This window comes from Bacillus sp. BC08 (assembly GCF_054326875.1).
This window is the reverse complement of sequence record NZ_JBTGPA010000019.1, coordinates 1-19,349: the sequence shown is the minus strand read 5'-3', so window position 1 is coordinate 19,349 and position 19,349 is coordinate 1. Positions and strand designations below refer to the sequence as shown.

Annotated in this window: 20 protein-coding genes and 2 pseudogenes; 5 read left to right on the top strand and 17 right to left on the bottom strand. The window is 34.9% G+C overall.

Features of this window, described 5'->3' with window-relative positions:
- Positions 1-187 precede the first annotated feature (187 nt).
- A complete protein-coding gene (locus ACXVYO_RS03625) occupies positions 188-373 on the top strand; it encodes a hypothetical protein (protein WP_458466058.1) in 186 nt (61 codons plus the stop codon).
- A gap of 317 nt (positions 374-690) precedes the next feature.
- Complete coding sequence (locus tag ACXVYO_RS03620; protein WP_458466057.1) at positions 691-903, top strand: hypothetical protein; 213 nt, start codon at positions 691-693, stop codon at positions 901-903.
- A 151-nt stretch (positions 904-1,054) separates the two neighbouring features.
- Here ACXVYO_RS03620 and ACXVYO_RS03615 read toward each other — a convergent pair.
- A pseudogene (locus tag ACXVYO_RS03615) lies at positions 1,055-1,221 on the bottom strand (IS5/IS1182 family transposase); the annotation flags it as partial.
- A 109-nt stretch (positions 1,222-1,330) separates the two neighbouring features.
- Entirely contained in the window at positions 1,331-1,534 is a 204-nt protein-coding gene (gene cspA / locus ACXVYO_RS03610) for an RNA chaperone/antiterminator CspA (RefSeq protein ID WP_000301522.1), read from the bottom strand.
- Positions 1,535-1,899: 365 nt separating this feature from the next.
- Between cspA and ACXVYO_RS03605 the strand changes: the two genes are divergently transcribed.
- Positions 1,900-2,691, top strand: coding sequence for a phosphotransferase (locus ACXVYO_RS03605; protein WP_458466056.1), 792 nt, complete (start codon positions 1,900-1,902; stop codon positions 2,689-2,691).
- A gap of 121 nt (positions 2,692-2,812) precedes the next feature.
- On the opposite strand, the gene aceA is transcribed toward ACXVYO_RS03605, so the two are convergent.
- The 13 genes and pseudogenes from aceA to ACXVYO_RS03540 all read right to left on the bottom strand — a co-directional run bounded on the left by aceA (position 2,813) and on the right by ACXVYO_RS03540 (position 14,942).
- Entirely contained in the window at positions 2,813-4,090 is a 1,278-nt protein-coding gene (aceA, locus tag ACXVYO_RS03600) for an isocitrate lyase (protein ID WP_458466055.1), read from the bottom strand.
- A 22-nt stretch (positions 4,091-4,112) separates the two neighbouring features.
- Positions 4,113-5,702: a malate synthase A gene (gene aceB / locus ACXVYO_RS03595; protein ID WP_458466054.1), complete on the bottom strand. Its 1,590-nt coding sequence runs from the start codon at positions 5,700-5,702 to the stop codon at positions 4,113-4,115.
- A 189-nt stretch (positions 5,703-5,891) separates the two neighbouring features.
- On the bottom strand, positions 5,892-6,554 hold the full coding sequence (locus ACXVYO_RS03590; RefSeq protein ID WP_458466053.1) for an S-layer homology domain-containing protein: 663 nt from the start codon (positions 6,552-6,554) through the stop codon (positions 5,892-5,894).
- A gap of 339 nt (positions 6,555-6,893) precedes the next feature.
- The gene (locus ACXVYO_RS03585) at positions 6,894-7,553 is read right to left on the bottom strand and encodes an S-layer homology domain-containing protein (protein ID WP_458466052.1); all 660 of its coding nucleotides are present in this window, start codon (positions 7,551-7,553) and stop codon (positions 6,894-6,896) included.
- A gap of 519 nt (positions 7,554-8,072) precedes the next feature.
- A complete protein-coding gene (locus ACXVYO_RS03580; RefSeq protein WP_458466051.1) occupies positions 8,073-8,729 on the bottom strand; it encodes an S-layer homology domain-containing protein in 657 nt (218 codons plus the stop codon).
- 88 nt (positions 8,730-8,817) lie between these two features.
- Positions 8,818-9,726: a DMT family transporter gene (locus tag ACXVYO_RS03575; protein WP_458466050.1), complete on the bottom strand. Its 909-nt coding sequence runs from the start codon at positions 9,724-9,726 to the stop codon at positions 8,818-8,820.
- Positions 9,727-9,937: 211 nt separating this feature from the next.
- Positions 9,938-10,729 carry a methyl-accepting chemotaxis protein gene (locus ACXVYO_RS03570; protein ID WP_458466144.1) on the bottom strand — a complete coding sequence of 264 codons (792 nt, stop codon included), beginning with the start codon at positions 10,727-10,729 and terminating at the stop codon, positions 9,938-9,940.
- Positions 10,730-10,885: 156 nt separating this feature from the next.
- A pseudogene (locus ACXVYO_RS03565) lies at positions 10,886-11,665 on the bottom strand (HAMP domain-containing protein); the annotation flags it as partial.
- A 136-nt stretch (positions 11,666-11,801) separates the two neighbouring features.
- Positions 11,802-13,070 carry a M48 family metallopeptidase gene (locus ACXVYO_RS03560; protein ID WP_458466049.1) on the bottom strand — a complete coding sequence of 423 codons (1,269 nt, stop codon included), beginning with the start codon at positions 13,068-13,070 and terminating at the stop codon, positions 11,802-11,804.
- Between the two features lie 134 nt (positions 13,071-13,204).
- Positions 13,205-13,393 carry a hypothetical protein gene (locus ACXVYO_RS03555; RefSeq protein ID WP_427266561.1) on the bottom strand — a complete coding sequence of 63 codons (189 nt, stop codon included), beginning with the start codon at positions 13,391-13,393 and terminating at the stop codon, positions 13,205-13,207.
- A gap of 11 nt (positions 13,394-13,404) precedes the next feature.
- A complete protein-coding gene (locus ACXVYO_RS03550; protein ID WP_458466048.1) occupies positions 13,405-13,704 on the bottom strand; it encodes a hypothetical protein in 300 nt (99 codons plus the stop codon).
- 31 nt (positions 13,705-13,735) lie between these two features.
- Positions 13,736-14,092 (bottom strand): hypothetical protein, encoded by a 357-nt coding sequence (locus ACXVYO_RS03545; protein ID WP_458466047.1) that lies wholly within the window; start codon positions 14,090-14,092, stop codon positions 13,736-13,738.
- A gap of 1 nt (position 14,093) precedes the next feature.
- Positions 14,094-14,942, bottom strand: a complete 849-nt coding sequence (locus tag ACXVYO_RS03540; protein ID WP_458466046.1) for a CPBP family intramembrane glutamic endopeptidase — start codon at positions 14,940-14,942, stop codon at positions 14,094-14,096.
- Positions 14,943-15,082: 140 nt separating this feature from the next.
- On the opposite strand from ACXVYO_RS03540, the gene ACXVYO_RS03535 reads away from it, so the two are divergent.
- Positions 15,083-15,787, top strand: a complete 705-nt coding sequence (locus ACXVYO_RS03535; protein WP_458466045.1) for a response regulator transcription factor — start codon at positions 15,083-15,085, stop codon at positions 15,785-15,787.
- 9 nt (positions 15,788-15,796) lie between these two features.
- Positions 15,797-17,539, top strand: coding sequence for a sensor histidine kinase (locus tag ACXVYO_RS03530; RefSeq protein WP_458466044.1), 1,743 nt, complete (start codon positions 15,797-15,799; stop codon positions 17,537-17,539).
- Between the two features lie 146 nt (positions 17,540-17,685).
- Here ACXVYO_RS03530 and ACXVYO_RS03525 read toward each other — a convergent pair whose 3' ends face one another.
- Together ACXVYO_RS03525 and ACXVYO_RS03520 are read right to left on the bottom strand one after the other, a co-directional pair.
- Positions 17,686-18,051, bottom strand: a complete 366-nt coding sequence (locus ACXVYO_RS03525) for a VOC family protein (RefSeq protein WP_458466043.1) — start codon at positions 18,049-18,051, stop codon at positions 17,686-17,688.
- Positions 18,052-18,111: 60 nt separating this feature from the next.
- Complete coding sequence (locus ACXVYO_RS03520; RefSeq protein ID WP_060489268.1) at positions 18,112-19,014, bottom strand: AraC family transcriptional regulator; 903 nt, start codon at positions 19,012-19,014, stop codon at positions 18,112-18,114.
- Positions 19,015-19,349: the final 335 nt, after the last annotated feature.

The following is a 19,349-nucleotide window of genomic DNA, read 5'->3' as shown; positions in this document are numbered from 1 at the left end:
AATACTTTATCATTTGTCAAGTATCTTTTAAATTAAAAAATAACAATATAGTGATTATAAAATAAAAAACCTATACAAAATGTATTTATACTACCTATAAATATTTACAACTACTTCCTCATTTCGCATCATTACAACAATTAACTTTGCTATAATTAAAATAAAATTCAATATATGGAGGCCTATTATGGAAGAAAAAGAAATGCAACCAACGATTCAAATGAAAAATAGTAGCATTGTGATCGTGAAAAACTCAGCTAGCATTATATTCGGACTGTTTTTCATTCTGCTATTCTTCGCAAAGCCTTTTCGTAAATCGGAATGCTCTGAATGTAAGAAACGCGCAAAGAAAAAGATTGGAAAAGAAGAGTAAAAGGCCTTCCATTTTGGAAGGCCTTTTACTCTTCTTCCTATTTTCTTCCGAGTGTCCTCATATCCTTTTTTGAAAATATTACTACATACAAAAAATACGATGAAAAATTATCCACTACGTTAAAAAGTACTTGTACGTGTTACCCATTTTTATTTTTTATTAAGAACTTCAACTTTATACATCACTAGCAACTTTTTAATTCGTTAAATCTACAATATAAGTTTTGTATAGAATTCCATTTCAAAACACAAAATATGTAAGTGATTATTTATGATTACATTAGTTTTTTATCTAATTCCAAAAAGGAGCTGTATAATATGGAGAAAAAAAGTCTATTAAGACAACAGATTAATAGCGTCCCATCAGATGCTCTGAATACCCCTAGTAAAGAGCAAGAACAAATGTTAGAAACGTCATCTCAAGACGAACAAAATTCTAACAACAATACTAACAAAAAAGATGTTACTCAAAGCCTATATGGCGTAGATTTATCCATTTCGGATGTAGACAAAACAACAAATAAACAATGAATTGTAAAGAAAAAAATTAAGAACAAATAAACTTAATACTTTCTCATTTATAAAGTGAAACTTTAATCAGTCCTCAACAATTGGGCGTTAACAGACAGTTGGTCTCCCGCCGAATTTTGAGAGGAGAAACCAACTGCCCGTTAATGTGCATGATAAAAGGACGACCATTATTTTCACAGTTATAAGGACGTAATTTTTCTTCAATGAAATGAAAACGAATTGTTACTTCAATCGTACGTAGAAAATGATCCTGCAGAACTAATTCTTCTATAGAAACTGATACGCGTTCACCCGATGATTTTTGAATACCTCCATCATAATCTCCTTTTCCATCAATTTTGACATAAAAAAGAGATAGCAAGACTTTCTCCACAACAAAAAAAAGGATGGCAGCAGCCATCCCTTTTTTCCATAATAAACTATAAAATTATAGTTTGATTACGTTTTTAGCTTGAGGTCCACGGTTACCTTCTTCGATTTCGAAGCTAACTTTTTGACCTTCTTCTAAAGATTTGAAACCTTCAGTTTCGATTGCAGAGAAATGTACGAATACATCGTTTTCGCCTGGAACTTCGATGAAACCGAAGCCTTTTTCGTTGTTAAACCATTTTACTTGTCCTGTTACTGCCATGATTATTTCCTCCTAAGAAAATACAAATTTTTAATTTTTTAGTCTTCCTGTCTAAAAAAAGAATCCACACATTATCAAATACGAAACATAAACTAGTTCTCACATACTTTTTCTCGTTCGTTTTCAGCACTTGATAACATATGGATTGCTTAATTTAACTATTCAACTGGGACTATCATAGCACATTAAAATAAAATGTACAATCTTTTTTGAAAATAACTGACAAATTAAATTGATTGCACATTCGTAAATATTTGATTTTAACATGTGCGGATTTCACTTTAAAATGAACATACACATCATTTGAATGCGATTACATCCCTTGTTCTGAAGTGTTACAATATAATTGTATTGGAGGGGATTCTATGTCAAACTACGCCAACGAAGAAAAGCTTACAGGGGGAAATGTATCAAATGTATATCGTTCTGAAAATACTGTTCGGCGAGAATTAAAGCCTGGCAGTACAAAGATTCATAAGCTATTACAACATTTAGAAAACAAAGGGTTTCATCATGCTCCAAGGTTTTTAGGTGTAGATGAAAAAGATAGAGAAATTTTATCCTTTATTGAAGGAGAAGCTGGGAATTATCCGTTAAAAGAATATATGCGATCTAATGATGTTTTAAAAGAAATAGCAAAGATGCTCCGACTTTATCATGATGCCGTAAGTGATTTTCCCTTATCAGATGAATGGCAACCGATGGATTGTACTCCTAATGACATTGAGGTTGTATGCCACAATGATTTTGCTATATATAACATTATTTTTAATCAAGAACAACCAGTAGGCATTATTGATTTCGATGTTGCTGCTCCTGGTCCAAGAATTTGGGATATCGCTTATACGCTTTATACTTGTGTGCCTTTAAGTAGAACGTATTATACAAAATCGGGTGAGGCAGTTCATTATGACTCATCGCAACATGCTAGCCGTATGAAAGAAAGAGTGAAATTATTTGTCCAATCCTACGGTAAAAGTATGGACGAAGATTACTTAGGAATGGTGTTACTACGATTAGAAGCTTTATGTACATATATGAAAAGAAAAGCACAAGAAGGCGATGTGAATTTCCAAAGAATGATTGATGAGGGACATTTAGAGCATTATGAAAAAGATATGGAGTTTATTCGTGAGCATAGAGCTGAGTGGATTTAATCATATTGTCTTTTTTTGTCGGTAAGTCGATATATTTAAAAAATCGTTGATATATTTTCATTTACTCTCGCATCGTTCAGAAAATAACAAGGGGCACCCTTCAAAAAGGGGCCCCTTCCTTTTATTTCGTAAATTGTGCTTCTTCTGTAGATCCTTTTAGCGCTGTCGTTGATGAAGTACCGCCTGTAATAACTTGTGCTACTTCATCAAAGTAACCTGTTCCTACTTCGCGTTGGTGACGTGTTGCGGAGTAGCCGTGTTTTTCTGCTGCGAATTCTGCTTGTTGTAGTTCAGAGTACGCTGCCATGCCGCGCTCTTTATAGCCACGTGCTAATTCAAACATGCCGTAGTTTAATGAGTGGAATCCAGCTAGTGTTACGAACTGGAACTTATAACCGTAAGATGCGATTTCTTTTTGGAAGCTCGCAATTGTTTTCTCATCTAGTTTTTGTTTCCAGTTGAATGAAGGTGAACAGTTATATGCAAGTAATTTCCCTGGATGCTCTTTATGAATTGCGTCTGCAAATCGTTTTGCATCTTCTAAATTTGGTTCAGATGTTTCGCACCAAACGAGATCTGCATAAGGAGCGTATGCTAAACCACGTGCAATCGCTTGATCAAGACCTGCTTTCGTACGGTAAAATCCTTCTGGAGTTCTTTCTCCTGTAATAAATGCTTTATCAACCGGATCAATATCGCTCGTAATTAAATCTGCTGCATCCGCATCTGTTCTTGCAACAATAATGGTCGGCACTCTCATTACGTCTGCTGCAAGACGTGCCGAAATTAAATTACGCACCGCTGTTTGCGTAGGTAATAATACTTTTCCGCCTAAATGACCGCATTTTTTCTCTGAGGATAATTGATCTTCAAAGTGCACACCTGATGCACCCGCTTCAATCATACCTTTCATTAGTTCAAATACGTTTAATTGTCCGCCAAATCCAGCTTCTGCATCTGCTACAATCGGTACGAAATAATCTGTATCATCGCTTCCTTCCATATGCTGAATTTGATCCGCACGTTGCAGCGTTTGATTAATTCGTTTTACTACAGCAGGTACGCTGTTCGCTGGATATAAACTTTGATCTGGATACATATGTCCAGAAAGGTTCGCATCCGCCGCTACTTGCCACCCACTTAAATAAATTGCTTTTAGCCCAGCTTTCACTTGCTGCATCGCTTGGTTCCCTGTTAATGCGCCAAGTGCGTTAATGTAATCTTCCGTATGAAGCGATGACCAAAGCTTTTCTGCACCGCGGCGCGCTAACGTATGTTCAATATCAATTGATCCGCGCAGGCGAATTACATCTTCTGCCGAATATGGACGTGTGATCCCTTTCCAGCGCGTATCTAGTTCCCAGCTCTCTTGTAATTTCTCGATTCTTTCGTTTTTCATTTGTTCCATCCCCTTTTCATTTTTATAAAATTTCATAACCCGGTAATGTTAAAAATGGTACGAATTCATCATTCCGAACGAGATTGGTAAACAACGTTGTCGCCTCTTGGAATCTCCCTTTCTTAAAGGCTTCTTTACCAATCTCACTTTCTATTTTTACTAGCTCTTCTTCTTTTAGCGCTTCCATCAGTTCAAGCGTAATATTACGACCGTCATTTAGCGTTCCACCTTCATGACGAATCCATTGCCATACTTGCGCTCTAGAAATTTCCGCTGTTGCCGCATCTTCCATTAAGTTATAAATTGGTGCTGCTCCCCGGCTGCTTAACCAAGATGCGATATATTGAATGCCTACGCTAATATTTAGGCGGAGTCCCTCTTCTGTAATCGTTCCCACTGGCACTTCTAATAAATCCTTTTCTGTAACATGTATTTCTTCACGTTTTCTAAAAATTTGATTCGGTGTTTTCATAATGTGATTAAATACTTCCATCGCGACTGGTACAAGTCCCGGGTGGGCAACCCAAGTCCCATCATGGCCGTCTAAAGCTTCGCGCTCCTTATCTGCACGCACTTTTTCAAAAGCCGCTTCATTTGCTTCTGGATTGTTTTTAATCGGAATTTGCGCTGCCATTCCTCCAATAGCTGGTGCATTACGGCGGTGACACGTTTGAATGACTTTCAAAGAATACGCGCGCATAAATGGCGCCGTCATCGTGACTTGCGCTCTATCTGGAAGTAAAAATTTATTATGATTACGGAAACTCTTTAAAAAGCTGAAAATATAATCCCATCTTCCGCAATTTAATCCAGCAGAATGATCTTTAAGCTCATACAAAATTTCATCCATTTCAAACGAAGCATGAATCGTTTCCAGTAACACCGTTGCTTTGATTGTTCCGTTTGGAATACCGATATATTTTTGAGCAAATACGAAAACATCATTCCATAATCTTGCTTCTAAATGACTTTCCATTTTCGGTAAGTAAAAGTATGGACCGCTTCCTTTTGTTAAAAGAGCTTTCGCATTATGGAAAAAATAAAGTCCAAAATCTACTAAGCTACCAGACATATTCTTCCCGTCAACTTGCATATGTTTTTCTTCTAAATGCCATCCTCTTGGACGCACAATGAGTACAGCTGTTTTACTATTTAAATGATATTCTTTTCCGTTTTCATTTTTATGTGAAATCGTTCCCCGTACTGCATCTCGTAAGTTTATTTGACCTTCAATCGCATTCTCCCAAGTTGGTGAATTCGAATCTTCAAAGTCTGCCATAAAAAGATGTGCTCCTGAATTTAAAGCATTAATAACCATCTTTCTATCTACTGGTCCAGTAATCTCTACGCGACGATCCTCTAAATCTTTTGGCAATTTGGCAATTGTCCAATCCGCTTCACGTATGTGCTTCGTTTCTTCTAAAAACCTCGGAAACTCACCTGCATCAATTCTCTTTTGTTTCTCCGCACGCTTTTGTAAAAGTTCTATGCGGCGCTCATTGAAATTTCCATGTAGTTCCTTCAAAAAACTAAGCGCCTCAGGTGTCAATATTTCGTTGTACGCTGGCAACATTTCTCCGGGCAATGTAACCCGTGAAGTTTGCGTCGACATATTAGCATCCCCTTCTTAAACTGTTTTATAACAGATTTGATTTTATGTTTATATTATATAACAAATCTTCAGAAAAGGAAGTTTTTTTTGGAAATTTTATCGCTTTTTTTTACAAAACTGTATTCTTCCACCCGTATTACACATAAAAAAGAAGCTAGTGTTATATAACACTAGCTTCTTTTTTATTATTTATTCAAAAATTGTTTTAAATAAGAACTGCGCATATTGTTCACGCGTTACTTTCATGTTCGGAGCGAAGTTACCCTTGCCATCTCCTACTGAAATACCATTTGAACCTACTGCATTAATCGCATTTTCTGCCCAATGTCCTTTTGGTACATCTTTAAATTTTGCTGTTCCTTGTACTTGTAATCCAAATGCTTTCGTAAGAACTTGCGCCATTTCTGCACGTGTTAACGTAGCTTTTGGTCTGAAGTTTCCTTTCTCGTCACCTGTAAAGATACCTAATTCTGTTACTGCTAACACTTCAAAAGGAAACATCGTTGAGTTATCATCAACAATATCATTATACGGACTCTCTAATACCTCATCTTCGCCAAATTCTTCATCAAGATCAAGTGCACGATAAATTAAAGCAGCTACTTGTTCACGAGTTACGTTATTTCCAAAACCGAACACACCATTTCCATAACCAAGCATAATTTCTTGTTCTGCTAAAGTTTGAATTGCTTCATAAGACCAATGTCCTGCTGGTACATCTTTAAAGATAACTGGACTTGCTTGTTGTGGCTTTGCAGCTAATTCAGCTTTTACTGTAGTCCCCTCAGCACTAAATGCTACTCCACCCATAATTGTTAAAGCTGTTGCTACTTTTAAAAACTTTTTCTTCAAAGTACTCTCTCCCTAAAAACATATTTTTTTCTAATATAAAGAATTAATGGAAGCGTAACAATACAATTCCCATGTGATTTTTGTCTAATTTATGAACTATATTTCATATACTTTCATTTACACTCTATTAATAATAAAGTTACTAAATCGTATATTTAACTAATAAAAAGTTACTTTATCCAACTTCTTATTACCCATTAAATTCCAAAAACTAAATTACGAATAGCAAATCGATATACTTAAAAATAATTTAAAATAAGAAAAAAGCGTGGAATTCCCGCGCTTTTTTCTTATTTTAAATTATATTGATATAATTTAAACATCCTTATATTTTAACTTTCATTCATAATCCTCATCTTTTACTGGAAAATAAAAAACAGCTTTATTTAAAAACGTTGCATATTGCTCACGAGTTACAACTTTATTCGGTTCAAATTTCCCATTTCCTGTTCCTACTATGACATGATTAGACTGCAGTGCACTAATCGCATTTTTTGCCCAATGATTATTTGGTACATCTTTAAATGTATGGTTCTTCTTCACCTCAAATGTAAATGCCTTCGTAAGAATTTGCGCCATTTCTGCACGTGTTACTGGTGCGGCTGGTCTAAAGTTTCCTTTTTCATCGCCTTTAAAAATACCATGCTCTGTTAATACTAAAATTTCATCTAAAAACATTGTTGCCCGCTCAGAAATATCTTTGTATGGATTTTTTAAAGGTCCTTCTTTTTTCAAATTCAATGTACGATAAAGTACTGCCGCTACTTGTTCTCGTGTTACATTATCTCCTACACCAAACTTACCATTTCCATAACCTAACATTACTTTATTGTATACTACGTCCATTATATCGTCATATGCCCAGTAATTTACTGGAACATCATCAAACACAATCATTTCTGGATATTCTTCTGCTTTTACGTTTGGAACATTTGTACTTACAAACAAGCCGCCCATAATAGTCACCGTTGCCATTATACGTAACATGTTCTTCTTCATTGCCCTCTCCCCTTTATCTCCATTTGAAAAAACGGAAAATAATAGACTGAAATCCTTTCCAATATTACATATGTTTCCTTTGCACCCATTATGCAATATATTACATTTAAAAAATCTATTATTGTGAAAATCACTACTAAAGGAGAGCCAATTCGCTCTCAATTTCAATTTTTATACCGAATTGTACGCAAATCAATTTTCTTTCCTGTATTCATGTAAAGGTGTTTCTATAATATAAATATTCTACTTTTTTTAAAAGAAATCCTTCACATTTTAAGAGTTCATTTTCTAGACAAAAAATGCAATTATATCGACTTAACTACAACATACGACAATATTAACCTATCTATTAATAAAAGCTCATAATGAGCGGAGGATGTCTCCTCTACAAATTATGAGCTTTCACTTTATCCCGCATTAACGGGCAGTAAGACCCCCAAAAGCAAAGAGATTGTGATGCACGCAAATGCCCGATTGGTGAAGGATGATAATCCCCCACTAATTAAAGTTTCACTTTATCTATTCCATTTTCCCTGGAGAATTATCAATGGATCGTTTTAAAAACTTCGCAAATTGCCCGCGTGTAACGAGCATTTCAGGCTCGAACTTGCCATCTCCCGTTCCAACCACAACTTTATTAGACTGTAATGCGCTAATTGCATCTCTTGCCCAATAGTTTTCTGGTATGTCTGTAAATGTATGCGGATGCTTTGTTTTCAACTCATATGCTTTCGTTAAAATTTGTGATAATTCTGCACGAGTCAGTGTTGCTTTCGGACGGAAATTTCCATTTTCGTCTCCTTTAAAAATACCAAGCTGTGTTAAGCGTAAAATTTCGTAAGGGAACATGGTTGATTTCACACTTATATCTCTATATGGATTCTCATTAATTACAGTTCCTTTTACATGAAGTGCGCGGTATAATACTGCCGCCGCTTGTTCACGTGTTATATGATCTTCTACACCAAACTTACCATTTCCATATCCAAACATAATTCGATGATATACTAAATATTTAATATCATCACACGCCCAATGATCTGTTGTTACATCATCAAACTCTATCATCTGACCAGACTTTTGGATAACATCTGCATTTGCAGACACACCATTTACACTTACAAATATTCCTCCCATTAAAGTTAATGATGTCATTATCTTTACTAGCTTTTTCATCTCTCTCACCCGCTTTTTCCTTTATTTCCCTACAAATTTTATTGTACAAAAAATCAGGAAATTATCAATAGAAGGTAGGTTAAATAATTTAAAATTCTGAATGTAAATTTTCTTTTATCGCTATTTTTTCTTCCTCTGTTTTTCGAAAAGTAAATGCCATCCCTACAAATATAAGAACAATCCCTACTACTTGCATACTAGTCGGTCTAAACCCGGTAAAGACTGTATCTAATAGGATTGCAACAGCAGGATCTAAAAATACTAATACCGAAATTAATCTCGTCGATAAATCTCTTAAACTGTCAAAAAATAAGTAATATACAAATCCCGTATGTATAAGTCCTGTCGCTGTGATCATCATCCAGTTCATCTCTGTTAACCCTTGAAACTTGCCAAAATCTACGAATGGTAGCAATAAAAATATTCCTAAAAACGTTTGCAAAAATGTCATTGCATATGCGCTCGTATGCTGAATCCCTTTTCCTAATAAAGTGGTAAAAGCATAAAATACAGCTGCAAGAAGTGCCCATACCATTCCAGATGACATCAGTTTTTCAAGCGATAGACTTCCATCTACTCCAGCTACTAAAACTGTACCGATAAAACAAATCACAATGGACATAACAGCAAACACTGTAAGTTTCTCTTTAAATACAATACTACCAATCATTAATACGATAATAGGTGCAAGGTGGTACACTGAAATCGCAATTGTAATCGACATCACTTCAAACGCTTTAAATAAAAATACCCAGTTAAAAACGAGAAATACACCGCATGCTAATATTTGTATAACTTCTTTTTTATTCCATTTCTCACTTTTATACTGTCCTGTTACGAGCCAACATAATGCTAAAAATATAGTCGCACAAATGCAACGAACGAATACTAATTCAAAAGACGGTAAACCTGTTTGAACAGAAAAAAATCCAATTGATCCGAAAATAGACATCGAAAGGATCATTTTTATAGCCGGCATTGATTTTTTATTGAACACCCTTTCTCTCCTCCTATAACCTATCTTTTACAAATGAGAAATCTCCAAAACATTACGTATTATTATATATTACAATCGGAAAATTGTAAAAAATTAGAATATAACAAGTGACAGCCGCACAAAATTCCCATAAAAAAATCATCCTTTTTTATATAGGATGATTTTTTTATTATTGAGAGGAATTTCTCTAGATTAAAACTTAAATATACTACTACTTTTGAAGAGTAAATTGGGCAACTATTTGTTTTAATTCCCCCGCTGCGTTATGCATCTGTTCAATTGAAACCGAAATCTCTTGAACAGATTTTTCTTGTTGTTGAATAGACTCTTTTACCCTATCAGTTCGGTCAGATGATCTTTGGGAAATTTGAGCTATGTCTTCTGCAGAAGCCGAAATCTCCTCACTGCTCGCTGCAATTTCATCTGTAGACATAGATACCGTTTGAATTTGCTCAGATACTTGCTGTACTTTTTCTGTAATTTTTCCAAATACTTTTTCTGTATGCATTACTACTTGTGTACCTGCCTGTACCTCATTATCTACTTTCCCCATCATATCTACGGTATGACTCGTTGTTCCCATAACTTGAGTAATAAGCTTCTCAATTTGTTTTGCAGAATTACTAGATTGTTCCGCCAATTTCCGCACTTCATCTGCCACAATTGCAAACCCTCTACCACTTTCCCCAGCACGGGCAGCCTCAATTGCGGCATTTAATGCTAATAAGTTAATCTGAGAGGCAATAGCTTGCATAACATCAATGATTTCGACAATTTCTTCTGATTGTTCTTTCATAGTCTCTACTTGTTTAACACCGCTATGTACTGAATTTTGGATTATATCCATCTGTTGAATCATTTGTTTCATTAACTTATTACCACTCTCTGCGTCTAATGCCGACTGAGCAGACAATTCATTTACAGAGGATGATGTATTCACTATACTCTGCATTCCTTGTGTCAACTCTTCCATCGCACCCGCAGTTTGTTCCATTGCTTGCATTTGGCTCTCTGCACCAGTTGCAACTTCTTCAATATCTATAGTGATTTTCTTCGCTGCACCACTAGATACTTCCGATGCAGATACTACTCCGTCTGCATGTTGGAATAAAAACTGAATATTATTCTCTACTTCTTGCATATTTGTTCTTAGCCCTGCAATCATCTCGTTAAAATCACTTACTAATACACCTAATTCATCCTTAGCATTATACTCACCATGTACAGTTAGATCTCCTTCTTTTGCTCTTTCCATCATACGACTAACCGTTTGTAAAGGAGCAACTATAAGCTTGCTAATAATATAACTTACTATACATATAATGACTGTAGTAACTACTACAAGAATGATAAAAGTAATAACGGACCGATCTATCATTTTTTGAGAATCTTTAAATACTTGGTCAGCTAAATTTGAAACATACGCTTCTAGATCTACAGCATAACTAGCTAACTCTACTCCCTTAGGTTTTAATTCCTTATGAAATTCGTTTACCATTTGAGATTCATTTGTTACCTTCGCTTTATCAAACAACTTCTTATATGTCTCCATATAACTTGGCAAAGATTTCTTCATCTTCTGAAACAGTTCATCCTCTTGCTTACTTAAATTGAAGCCATCATCATATTCTTTTAATAAAGAATCATATTTTTCAAGATCCTTTTCAACATTACCAATAATCCCCTCTTTATTTGTTCCCTCATTTGGTGAAGCTGTAATTAATTCTAATAAGTTATATTCTAGTGAATTTTGTGTACGAAGCATTCCTTCTAATAAAATTGCAGAATATTGATAATCATCTACTACAACCTCTGTATCGCGCTTAATCTTATTAATAGAATTAATTGCTACACAGCTCATAATTACCATACCTAAAATTGCTAATGAAATAAGCGATAATAATTTATATTTCACTTTTAAATTTTGTAAAAAATACATATTTCCACCTTTATTCCTTTATATATAGATTTTTAGAATTTTATAGCTTATTATTTACAAAATCACAATAAAAAGCAATGATAAATATTCCCAATATCGAACTTATATCTCTATAAAAAAAGAAGTAGCATAATAGCTACTTCTTTTTGCTTTGTTTCTCATATTGTTCAAACGTATGAATTCTTTCAAAAATTGGTGGATGTGTGTATAAGAAAAACTTCACTAACGCAGGCGGATTTACTTGGCTTAAACTCGTTTTTGATAAATATTGAAACGTTTTTACACCAGATTTCCCGTCCTTCGTCATATCTAAAGCATATTGATCTGCCGCTCGTTCTTCTATACGAGAAACATAGTTTGTTGCTGGCTGCGATGCAAAAGAAAGTACAGAAGAAATTAAGAAAAATAAAGGTAAAATTGAGAAACATGCTACTTTTGAAACTTGCAGCGTATCTCCCCATTTTCGAATACACATATTTATAATACGACTAATGAGATACATCCCTATGAAAGATAGCAGCACATAACTCGCAACGCCCCAATATATATGTTTCATAACATAATGCCCCATTTCATGGGCCATTATAAATAAAATCTCTTTATCTTTTAATTGCTTAAGCGTTGTATCCCACATTACAATACGGGCGTTAGGGCCAATTCCTGTTACATATGCATTTAACGCATTCGTTTTCTCTGACATATTTACTTCATACACGTGTTTAGCAGGAATGTCAGCTTTGTCTGCTATCGCTAAAATTTTCGTTTCTAATTCTTTATTTTTCAGCGTCGAAAAATCATTATAAAGTGGATCAATAACGACCGGCTGTATAAATGTTAAAAAGATTGTAAATGGAACAGAGAGTGCCCACCCTGCTATCCACCATCTCTTCGGAAATTTACGGATAAGCCATAGAAGTACGGTAACTACGATTAACATCGTCGCATAACTTTCCCAAAAACCGATAACATGATCTTTTATCCAGCTTTGTGTACTTTGCGTTGAAATGCCGTAATCAACGGAAACTTTTCGGCTAATCCATTGCATCGGCAGGGCAAGAACTGTTGTCAGTAATGATAAATAAAAGAAATAAATCGCAACTTGCAGGACACTTATTTTCGTCGTTTCCTTCGACCATTTCTCAAACTTTCTTGAAACACCGAGCACAAGTACAAATAATAAAATAATCCATTCTAGAGGCGTCGCTAAAAAGTAAAGTAAATTTTTCACGCGCGAATAATCTTGACTTAGCGTAAGCTCTCTTGCATTCATAAACGTTTCTGGATCTGCCTTTGTTCCTTTATATATGTCCGGAATCAGTTCATGATTCCATCCAAATAAATACCAATATATAAGCAACGCAAACCCAACGTACAAAAAAAGCGACCACCCAATAACCTTCCTCACGCTATTCCCTCCTCTATGCTGCCTGTCTATTATTATTGTAAGTTCGTACATGCTAAATTAGAACAAGCTTATTATGCGAATTGCTCGCGAGCCTTTTATTTACATAAAAAAACTCTTCTACAAATAGAAGAGTTTTACCTACCTTTAGACACTTTCTTCGGTTCATACTCTGGGATAAGAAACGTACTTACAACCCAACATATTAAGCCAGCGCCTTTTACATAGCGTATATATTCATAGTCTTGAAAAAATAAAGTCGTTACAATAAGCGTAAAAAATCCAATTAAAACTAGTACGTATCCTATTTGCTTCTTAGATAACATAACGTGCCCCCTTAAGGAAGTACATCCACTAATAAACTAAAATCTTGTAAAGAAAAAGAACTATATTTCATAATACCTTGTACAGCCAAAAGTAAAATAAGACCGGTCACACACATATAATTAATGCTTTCTTCACTCTTTTTTTCAGCAACTATTCCGCCGCTTATACATAATATTCCTAACAAATGGAGTGCTAAATACATAAAGAAATAAGCTTCCTCCCAGCGAATAATAACATTGACTGTCGTTATCAGCACAATACTAAGCAAAATCAAATAAAAAAACTTATTTGATGATATTGTTTCATTCATATAATTTTATACATCCCTTTCAAATTTAGAATTAATGATGTTTCAAAGCTATAAAGTAAATAATTGTTTTCATACTATAAAACAAAAGGAAAGCCACTATTACTTTCTCGAATATTTTATGAACCCACATATACTTCTCTTCATTTCTTCTGAAGATGCGCTTCATCATTTCTTCTACAATTAGACCAAATATTAATAAAACCCCTAACACAATAAGAAGAGAAATAATATTTTCTTTTAAATGAGTACTAGAAAATAAGTAATACTCTGGAAACACAATCGTATCTACTACAGGTTGCACCCAATGACAAACGCTTTTATCACACATATCTGTAAGAGACGTAGCATCTATAATGTCTTTCAATATTTTTTCAATCGTCTTCTTCATCTCATTTACTCTCCACTACGTCTGAAAAACTCTTTTCCTGCTCTACATATATAGCTGGCATTTCTTTACTCCAATATTTGCGGTTAACAAATAAAAAGATGAGTACTAAGTTTAATCCTGTTATAAAAATAATAAGCCCTGGAAAGAACGTCGTATAATTTGAGAAGTCTGCAAAACTCATGATCTCTTCTTTATTTATTAAAAAAGAAGCACCGATTACAAATGCATTATTTAACATGTGAATCGCAATTGGCATAAGTAAACTATTCGTACGAATATATACGATTGATAGTACAACGCTAAATACTACTGCGCCTAGGAAATCAACATGTAGCAACGCAAACAACATCGCTACTACAATGATCGCTATACTCGTTCCCCATTTTGCTGCAAAGCGTTGCAGTAAAAATCCCCGAAAAACAAATTCACCAATAATTGGTGCGATGAATACGACCATAATAAACTGATATACAAATCCCCCTGTGCTATCTATAATCGGTTCACGTAACGCGTTCATAATAAATTCCGGTGTAATCCAAGCAAAGCTATACATGTACAAAATAAGATATCCGTAACTAAATACGCCTAACATAAGTGCAATGTATAAAACTTGCACCAGGTTAAATGTTTCCTTTTTATTAATAAATAATGAAAAGGAAACACGGTGTTTTCTATACTCAAAAAAAATCCACGTAATCGGAAGGATATAGAATATAAGAATATTTATAAAAGTAGAATTTTGCATATGAAATGTATTTTCTATCAATTCATTACTGACTCTTGCAACTAAAGTTAATAGTGCAAATACAATTAAAAAATATCTAGCTCGCATCGTTTGAAACGGATTCACACTCATCTCCTCCCCTATGTTACTTTTATCATATCATTTGATTCTTAATTTTTTGCGAAAGAAAACCTTAAAATTTCCTTAAAAATTCCATAAGTTACAGAAAGATGATATGATATTCGAGGAAATTAGGAGGGATTTTTATGTATGAAGCAAATATTTTGCTCGTTGATGATGAAACAGCAATTTTACAATTACTAACTACCATTCTTGAAAAAGAAGGTTTTTCTCATATTACAACTGCAACATCCGCTGAAATAGCTTTATCTCTCACTCAGCAAAACAATTACGATTTAATTATTTTAGATGTCATGCTTCCTGGACAATCTGGTTTTGATATTTGTCCGATCATTCGCCAAAAAACAGATTGTCCTATTTTCTTCCTCACAGCTAAAACATCTGATTTAGATAAAATATCCGGATTTTCACATGGTGCAGATGATTATATTACGAAGCCATTTAATCCACTTGAAGTAGTAGCTCGTATGAAAGCACAACTCCGTAGACATATGAAACAAGCAGTACCACACGAACAAAAAGCACACTCAAGTTCATTTGGCAGATTTGAAATTGACCGATATTCTGCAGAGCTTACAGTAGGTGGACATGTTGTCGAATGTTCCGCCCAGCTATTTCAGCTATTACTCTTCTTTTGCGAGAATCCGAACTACGTATTTTCGAAAGAAGAAATATACGAAAAAGTTTGGGGAGCACCTGCCTACAATGGCGATGACAATACCGTTATGGTCCACATTCGAAAACTACGTGAAAAAATTGAACAAGATCCAAGTAAACCAGAATATATAAAAACTGTTCGCGGACTTGGCTATAAGTTCATTACAAAGTAGGGTGACGATATGAACTTTAATAAACGACTTATTATCCAGTTTATTCTGCAACACGTATTTGTTTTGGTTACACTACTAATTGCTGTAGTAGCTGCTTTCACTTATTTAATTTTTCTTGTTACGAGCACTTCATACGAACCGAACATTCCAGACTCTGATAATTTTGTGATTGCAAGATATATCTCTTCAGAAGATGGCGATATTTCATTAAAAGCTGAAGTAAAAGACTTAATTAAAGAGAAAAATGATTGGATTCAAGTTGTAGAGGAAAACGGAAAAGTTCTCTATCACTTTAATACGCCAAATGACGTACCGACATCTTATACGAAAACATCTTTATTCTCATATATACAGAATCACATAGAAAGCCCTTATACATTTACATATTGGGAAATTGAATTAGAAGAAAAAAACGTACTTGTTATTTACGGTGGTACGTTAAAAAGCAATGGATTACTGAAATCAATCCAGAAAGAGCACCCTTCTGTATCTACGGATACATTCACATTAACAGAAGAAGAAAAACAGTTACTTTCTAAAGAAAAAGCAACGCTTCAAATCTTTAATAGTGGCGGCGAAGAAGTATTCTCCTATCCAAATGGAAAGAAAAAAACGTTTTCTGCCATACAAGCTGCTCTTAACGCAAAAGAACCGTGGAATCACAAAGAAAACACGTCTAGCTTTTACGACACAAATAGCAATCATCTTCTCGTTGTAACAGCCAAAAATGAGCACTACTACCCAGATGATGAAATAGAAGATGTATTTGCTAAAAAGTTTCTAATCGGATGTGGATTAATCCTGCTTATCGTATTTGTTTATTTAGTCATTCTTTCTATTTGGTACGGTAATAAATTTGGAAAACCGTTATTGCATGCGATGCGCTGGCTTAAGAATATAGCTGGTGGAAAGTACGAAGAACCTGTTAGTAAAAAAGGGAAACCTGTCAGGTTCCGGCGATCCGGTAAAGAAAAATGGTCATTCCGCTTATTTAGTGATGTGACAAATTCACTAGAGCATCTTTCTATTACACTTAAAAAAAATGATGCAATGAGGCAAGTACTGCAGCAAACACGCGAAGAATGGATTACCGGTCTCACACATGATTTAAAAACACCACTTAGCTCTATATATGGCTACGCATTATTACTAGAATCACAGCAGTACAACTGGACTGATCGTGACATTCAACAATTCGGCAGCGTTATGAAAGAAAAATCTCAATATATGACGACATTAATTGATGACTTAAGCTTAACGTATCAAATAAAAAATAACAGTCTTCCTGCGCAGCACGTAAATATTGAAATGAATCAATTCGTCCAAAAAGTATTATTACAATTTATTAATAATCCGACACTCCAAAATCAAAATATTGAATTCGTACCAAGCTCAAACAATATTCAATATTTCATTGAAGAAAAATGGTTCCAGCGTATTATCGAAAATTTACTCGTAAACGCTGTAAAACATAATAATGAAACGACAAATGTCAGCGTAAAACTTTCCCAAAACGCTACTTCATTTACACTCTCTATTTCAGATAATGGAAAAGGAATGGATGACAAAACGAAAGAACTTCTCTTTGAGCGATATTACAGAGGAACAAATACAGAAGAAAGCAACATCGGGACTGGACTTGGCCTTGCCATTACGAAACAGCTCGTTCATGCTCATAATGGAACAATTTCTATTGATAGCGAAATTGGAAAAGGAACGACGATTATACTTGTGTTCCCGTTTCATTCGTAGGAAAAGCGCTATGTGGCGTCTTTTCTTATGGGGGAGTTTGGTGGTAAATGAAATTATATCAATTTACCACCAATAACACTCCTTTCTCCTTACCATACAAAATAACCTTTCACAACTCACTATGAAAGGTCATCTCCATATTTTAGCTATTTCCCTACTAACACAAACACATTCTCATCAGGTGCTTCCATTACTGCAACATGCCCTGATTCTGTTGGAAATGGTTCGCGAATCCATTTCACATCTTTATTATCTTTTAAACTATCATACGTTTGTTGCACATCTTCTACTAATACTTCGACTTCCATAAAGTTAATACCTGGATGATTGCTTATTACTAACTCCGAACTTTTCTCATCTGGAAACTTCAATCCTATTAACGTCCAAATAACCCCTTCTTCTAATTCTCTTTCTATAATCCAGTTTTGCTTCATTCCCATTTCTTTATAAAAAGAAACTGATTTTTCTATATCCTTCGTATGTATAGATACACATTCTATTTTTTTGAACATCTTCCCATTTCCCCCTTTACAAAAAAGCGAACCATCTCCCAATGATTCGCTCTTATCCTATTACTTCTTCTTCACCGGTATCCAAAGTTCAATTTGAGCGAACTCACTTTTATCTGCATGGGAACGCTCATCGTATAGCTCAAACTCATTAACGCCGCAATGTTCGTATCCTGAATGCGGGAACCATTCTGAGAATACAGCATTCCACGTTTGGTGAATAGACGATACCATTTCTTCATGAGGAACTTTCGGCGTTGTAAATACAGCATATGTCGCTGCTGGGAAAGTACGCTTCGCAACTTCATTTGGTACATTTTCAAAACCTGTAACTTCCATTCCGATAATATAAGTGAAGTCGCCCGTTTCTAAATTAAAATCAGTACATAATCCAAGCTCTACCCATTGGCTCGTATCTTTACGATTCGGAATCGTTGTTCCAAGGTCTTTCTGTAAATATTCTTGCCAAAATGCTGGGATGTCTTGATGGTTTTTCCCTTCTTTACTTGTCGTCTTCAGTTCATAACCCGCCACTAAAAATTCTGGTTTATTTACAATACGATATTCCATTTGTATGCCTCCTAAATACGGATTTAATTTTCTTTGCTTTACATTCACGCTGTAATACATCGGTGTTTCAATTTCTTGTTTTCTATATTCACTCGGTGTCATTTGAAATATTTTTTTAAAGGCTCTCGTGAACGTTTCGTGAGATTGAAAGCCATGCTCAAATGCGATATCAATAACTTTTTCATCCGTATGAGAAAGTTGATACGCTGCCCGGGCTAACCTCCTCTTTCGAACATACTCCATTACTGTATCACCTACTAATGCCTGAAATACACGATGAAAATGCGACTCAGAAAAACCTGCAATACGTGCTAAATTACGCAACGTCTGTTTTTCCATAACATCTTCTTCAATATAATCAATTGACCTTTGAATTTGTGTTTCATAGCTTTCCATCTCTGTTCACCCGCCTTATATGTATTATGATAAAAGAGAATCCTATCCACTTCTTGACGTTTTTTACTATAATTCCATAAAACATTGTAACTTTTTTATATGTATTTCGTTGTTATGTATGAAGGGAGGGAAATGTAGTGAAACGCAGGCAATCACTAGAAGAAATTTACTCCGAGCATATGCAAGATTTATCCCGCTTTAATGGGCAGTAAGACCCCCACCTCAAAATGCAGCGAAAGCAAAGAAGTTAGGTGGGGGATCAACTGCCCATAAAAGTCCGATTGGTGAGGGCTAATAATCAGTGGGGGGATGAAGAAAACCCCCACTGATTAAAG

What these genes read in the sequence shown, in the direction of transcription:
- cspA (WP_000301522.1), bottom strand. Translation starts at nt 1,534, where the DNA reads ATGGCAGTAACAGGACAAGTAAAATGGTTTAACAACGAAAAAGGCTTC.
- ACXVYO_RS03525 (WP_458466043.1), bottom strand. Translation starts at nt 18,051, where the DNA reads ATGTTCAAAAAAATAGAATGTGTATCTATACATACGAAGGATATAGAA.
- ACXVYO_RS03555 (WP_427266561.1), bottom strand. Translation starts at nt 13,393, where the DNA reads ATGTTATCTAAGAAGCAAATAGGATACGTACTAGTTTTAATTGGATTT.
- ACXVYO_RS03545 (WP_458466047.1), bottom strand. Translation starts at nt 14,092, where the DNA reads ATGAAGAAGACGATTGAAAAAATATTGAAAGACATTATAGATGCTACG.
- ACXVYO_RS03530 (WP_458466044.1), top strand. Translation starts at nt 15,797, where the DNA reads ATGAACTTTAATAAACGACTTATTATCCAGTTTATTCTGCAACACGTA.
- aceB (WP_458466054.1), bottom strand. Translation starts at nt 5,702, where the DNA reads ATGTCGACGCAAACTTCACGGGTTACATTGCCCGGAGAAATGTTGCCA.
- ACXVYO_RS03520 (WP_060489268.1), bottom strand. Translation starts at nt 19,014, where the DNA reads ATGGAAAGCTATGAAACACAAATTCAAAGGTCAATTGATTATATTGAA.
- ACXVYO_RS03570 (WP_458466144.1), bottom strand. Translation starts at nt 10,729, where the DNA reads ATGCAAGCAATGGAACAAACTGCGGGTGCGATGGAAGAGTTGACACAA.
- ACXVYO_RS03550 (WP_458466048.1), bottom strand. Translation starts at nt 13,704, where the DNA reads ATGAATGAAACAATATCATCAAATAAGTTTTTTTATTTGATTTTGCTT.
- ACXVYO_RS03585 (WP_458466052.1), bottom strand. Translation starts at nt 7,553, where the DNA reads ATGAAGAAGAACATGTTACGTATAATGGCAACGGTGACTATTATGGGC.
- ACXVYO_RS03625 (WP_458466058.1), top strand. Translation starts at nt 188, where the DNA reads ATGGAAGAAAAAGAAATGCAACCAACGATTCAAATGAAAAATAGTAGC.
- ACXVYO_RS03535 (WP_458466045.1), top strand. Translation starts at nt 15,083, where the DNA reads ATGTATGAAGCAAATATTTTGCTCGTTGATGATGAAACAGCAATTTTA.
- ACXVYO_RS03580 (WP_458466051.1), bottom strand. Translation starts at nt 8,729, where the DNA reads ATGAAAAAGCTAGTAAAGATAATGACATCATTAACTTTAATGGGAGGA.
- ACXVYO_RS03620 (WP_458466057.1), top strand. Translation starts at nt 691, where the DNA reads ATGGAGAAAAAAAGTCTATTAAGACAACAGATTAATAGCGTCCCATCA.
- aceA (WP_458466055.1), bottom strand. Translation starts at nt 4,090, where the DNA reads ATGAAAAACGAAAGAATCGAGAAATTACAAGAGAGCTGGGAACTAGAT.
- ACXVYO_RS03605 (WP_458466056.1), top strand. Translation starts at nt 1,900, where the DNA reads ATGTCAAACTACGCCAACGAAGAAAAGCTTACAGGGGGAAATGTATCA.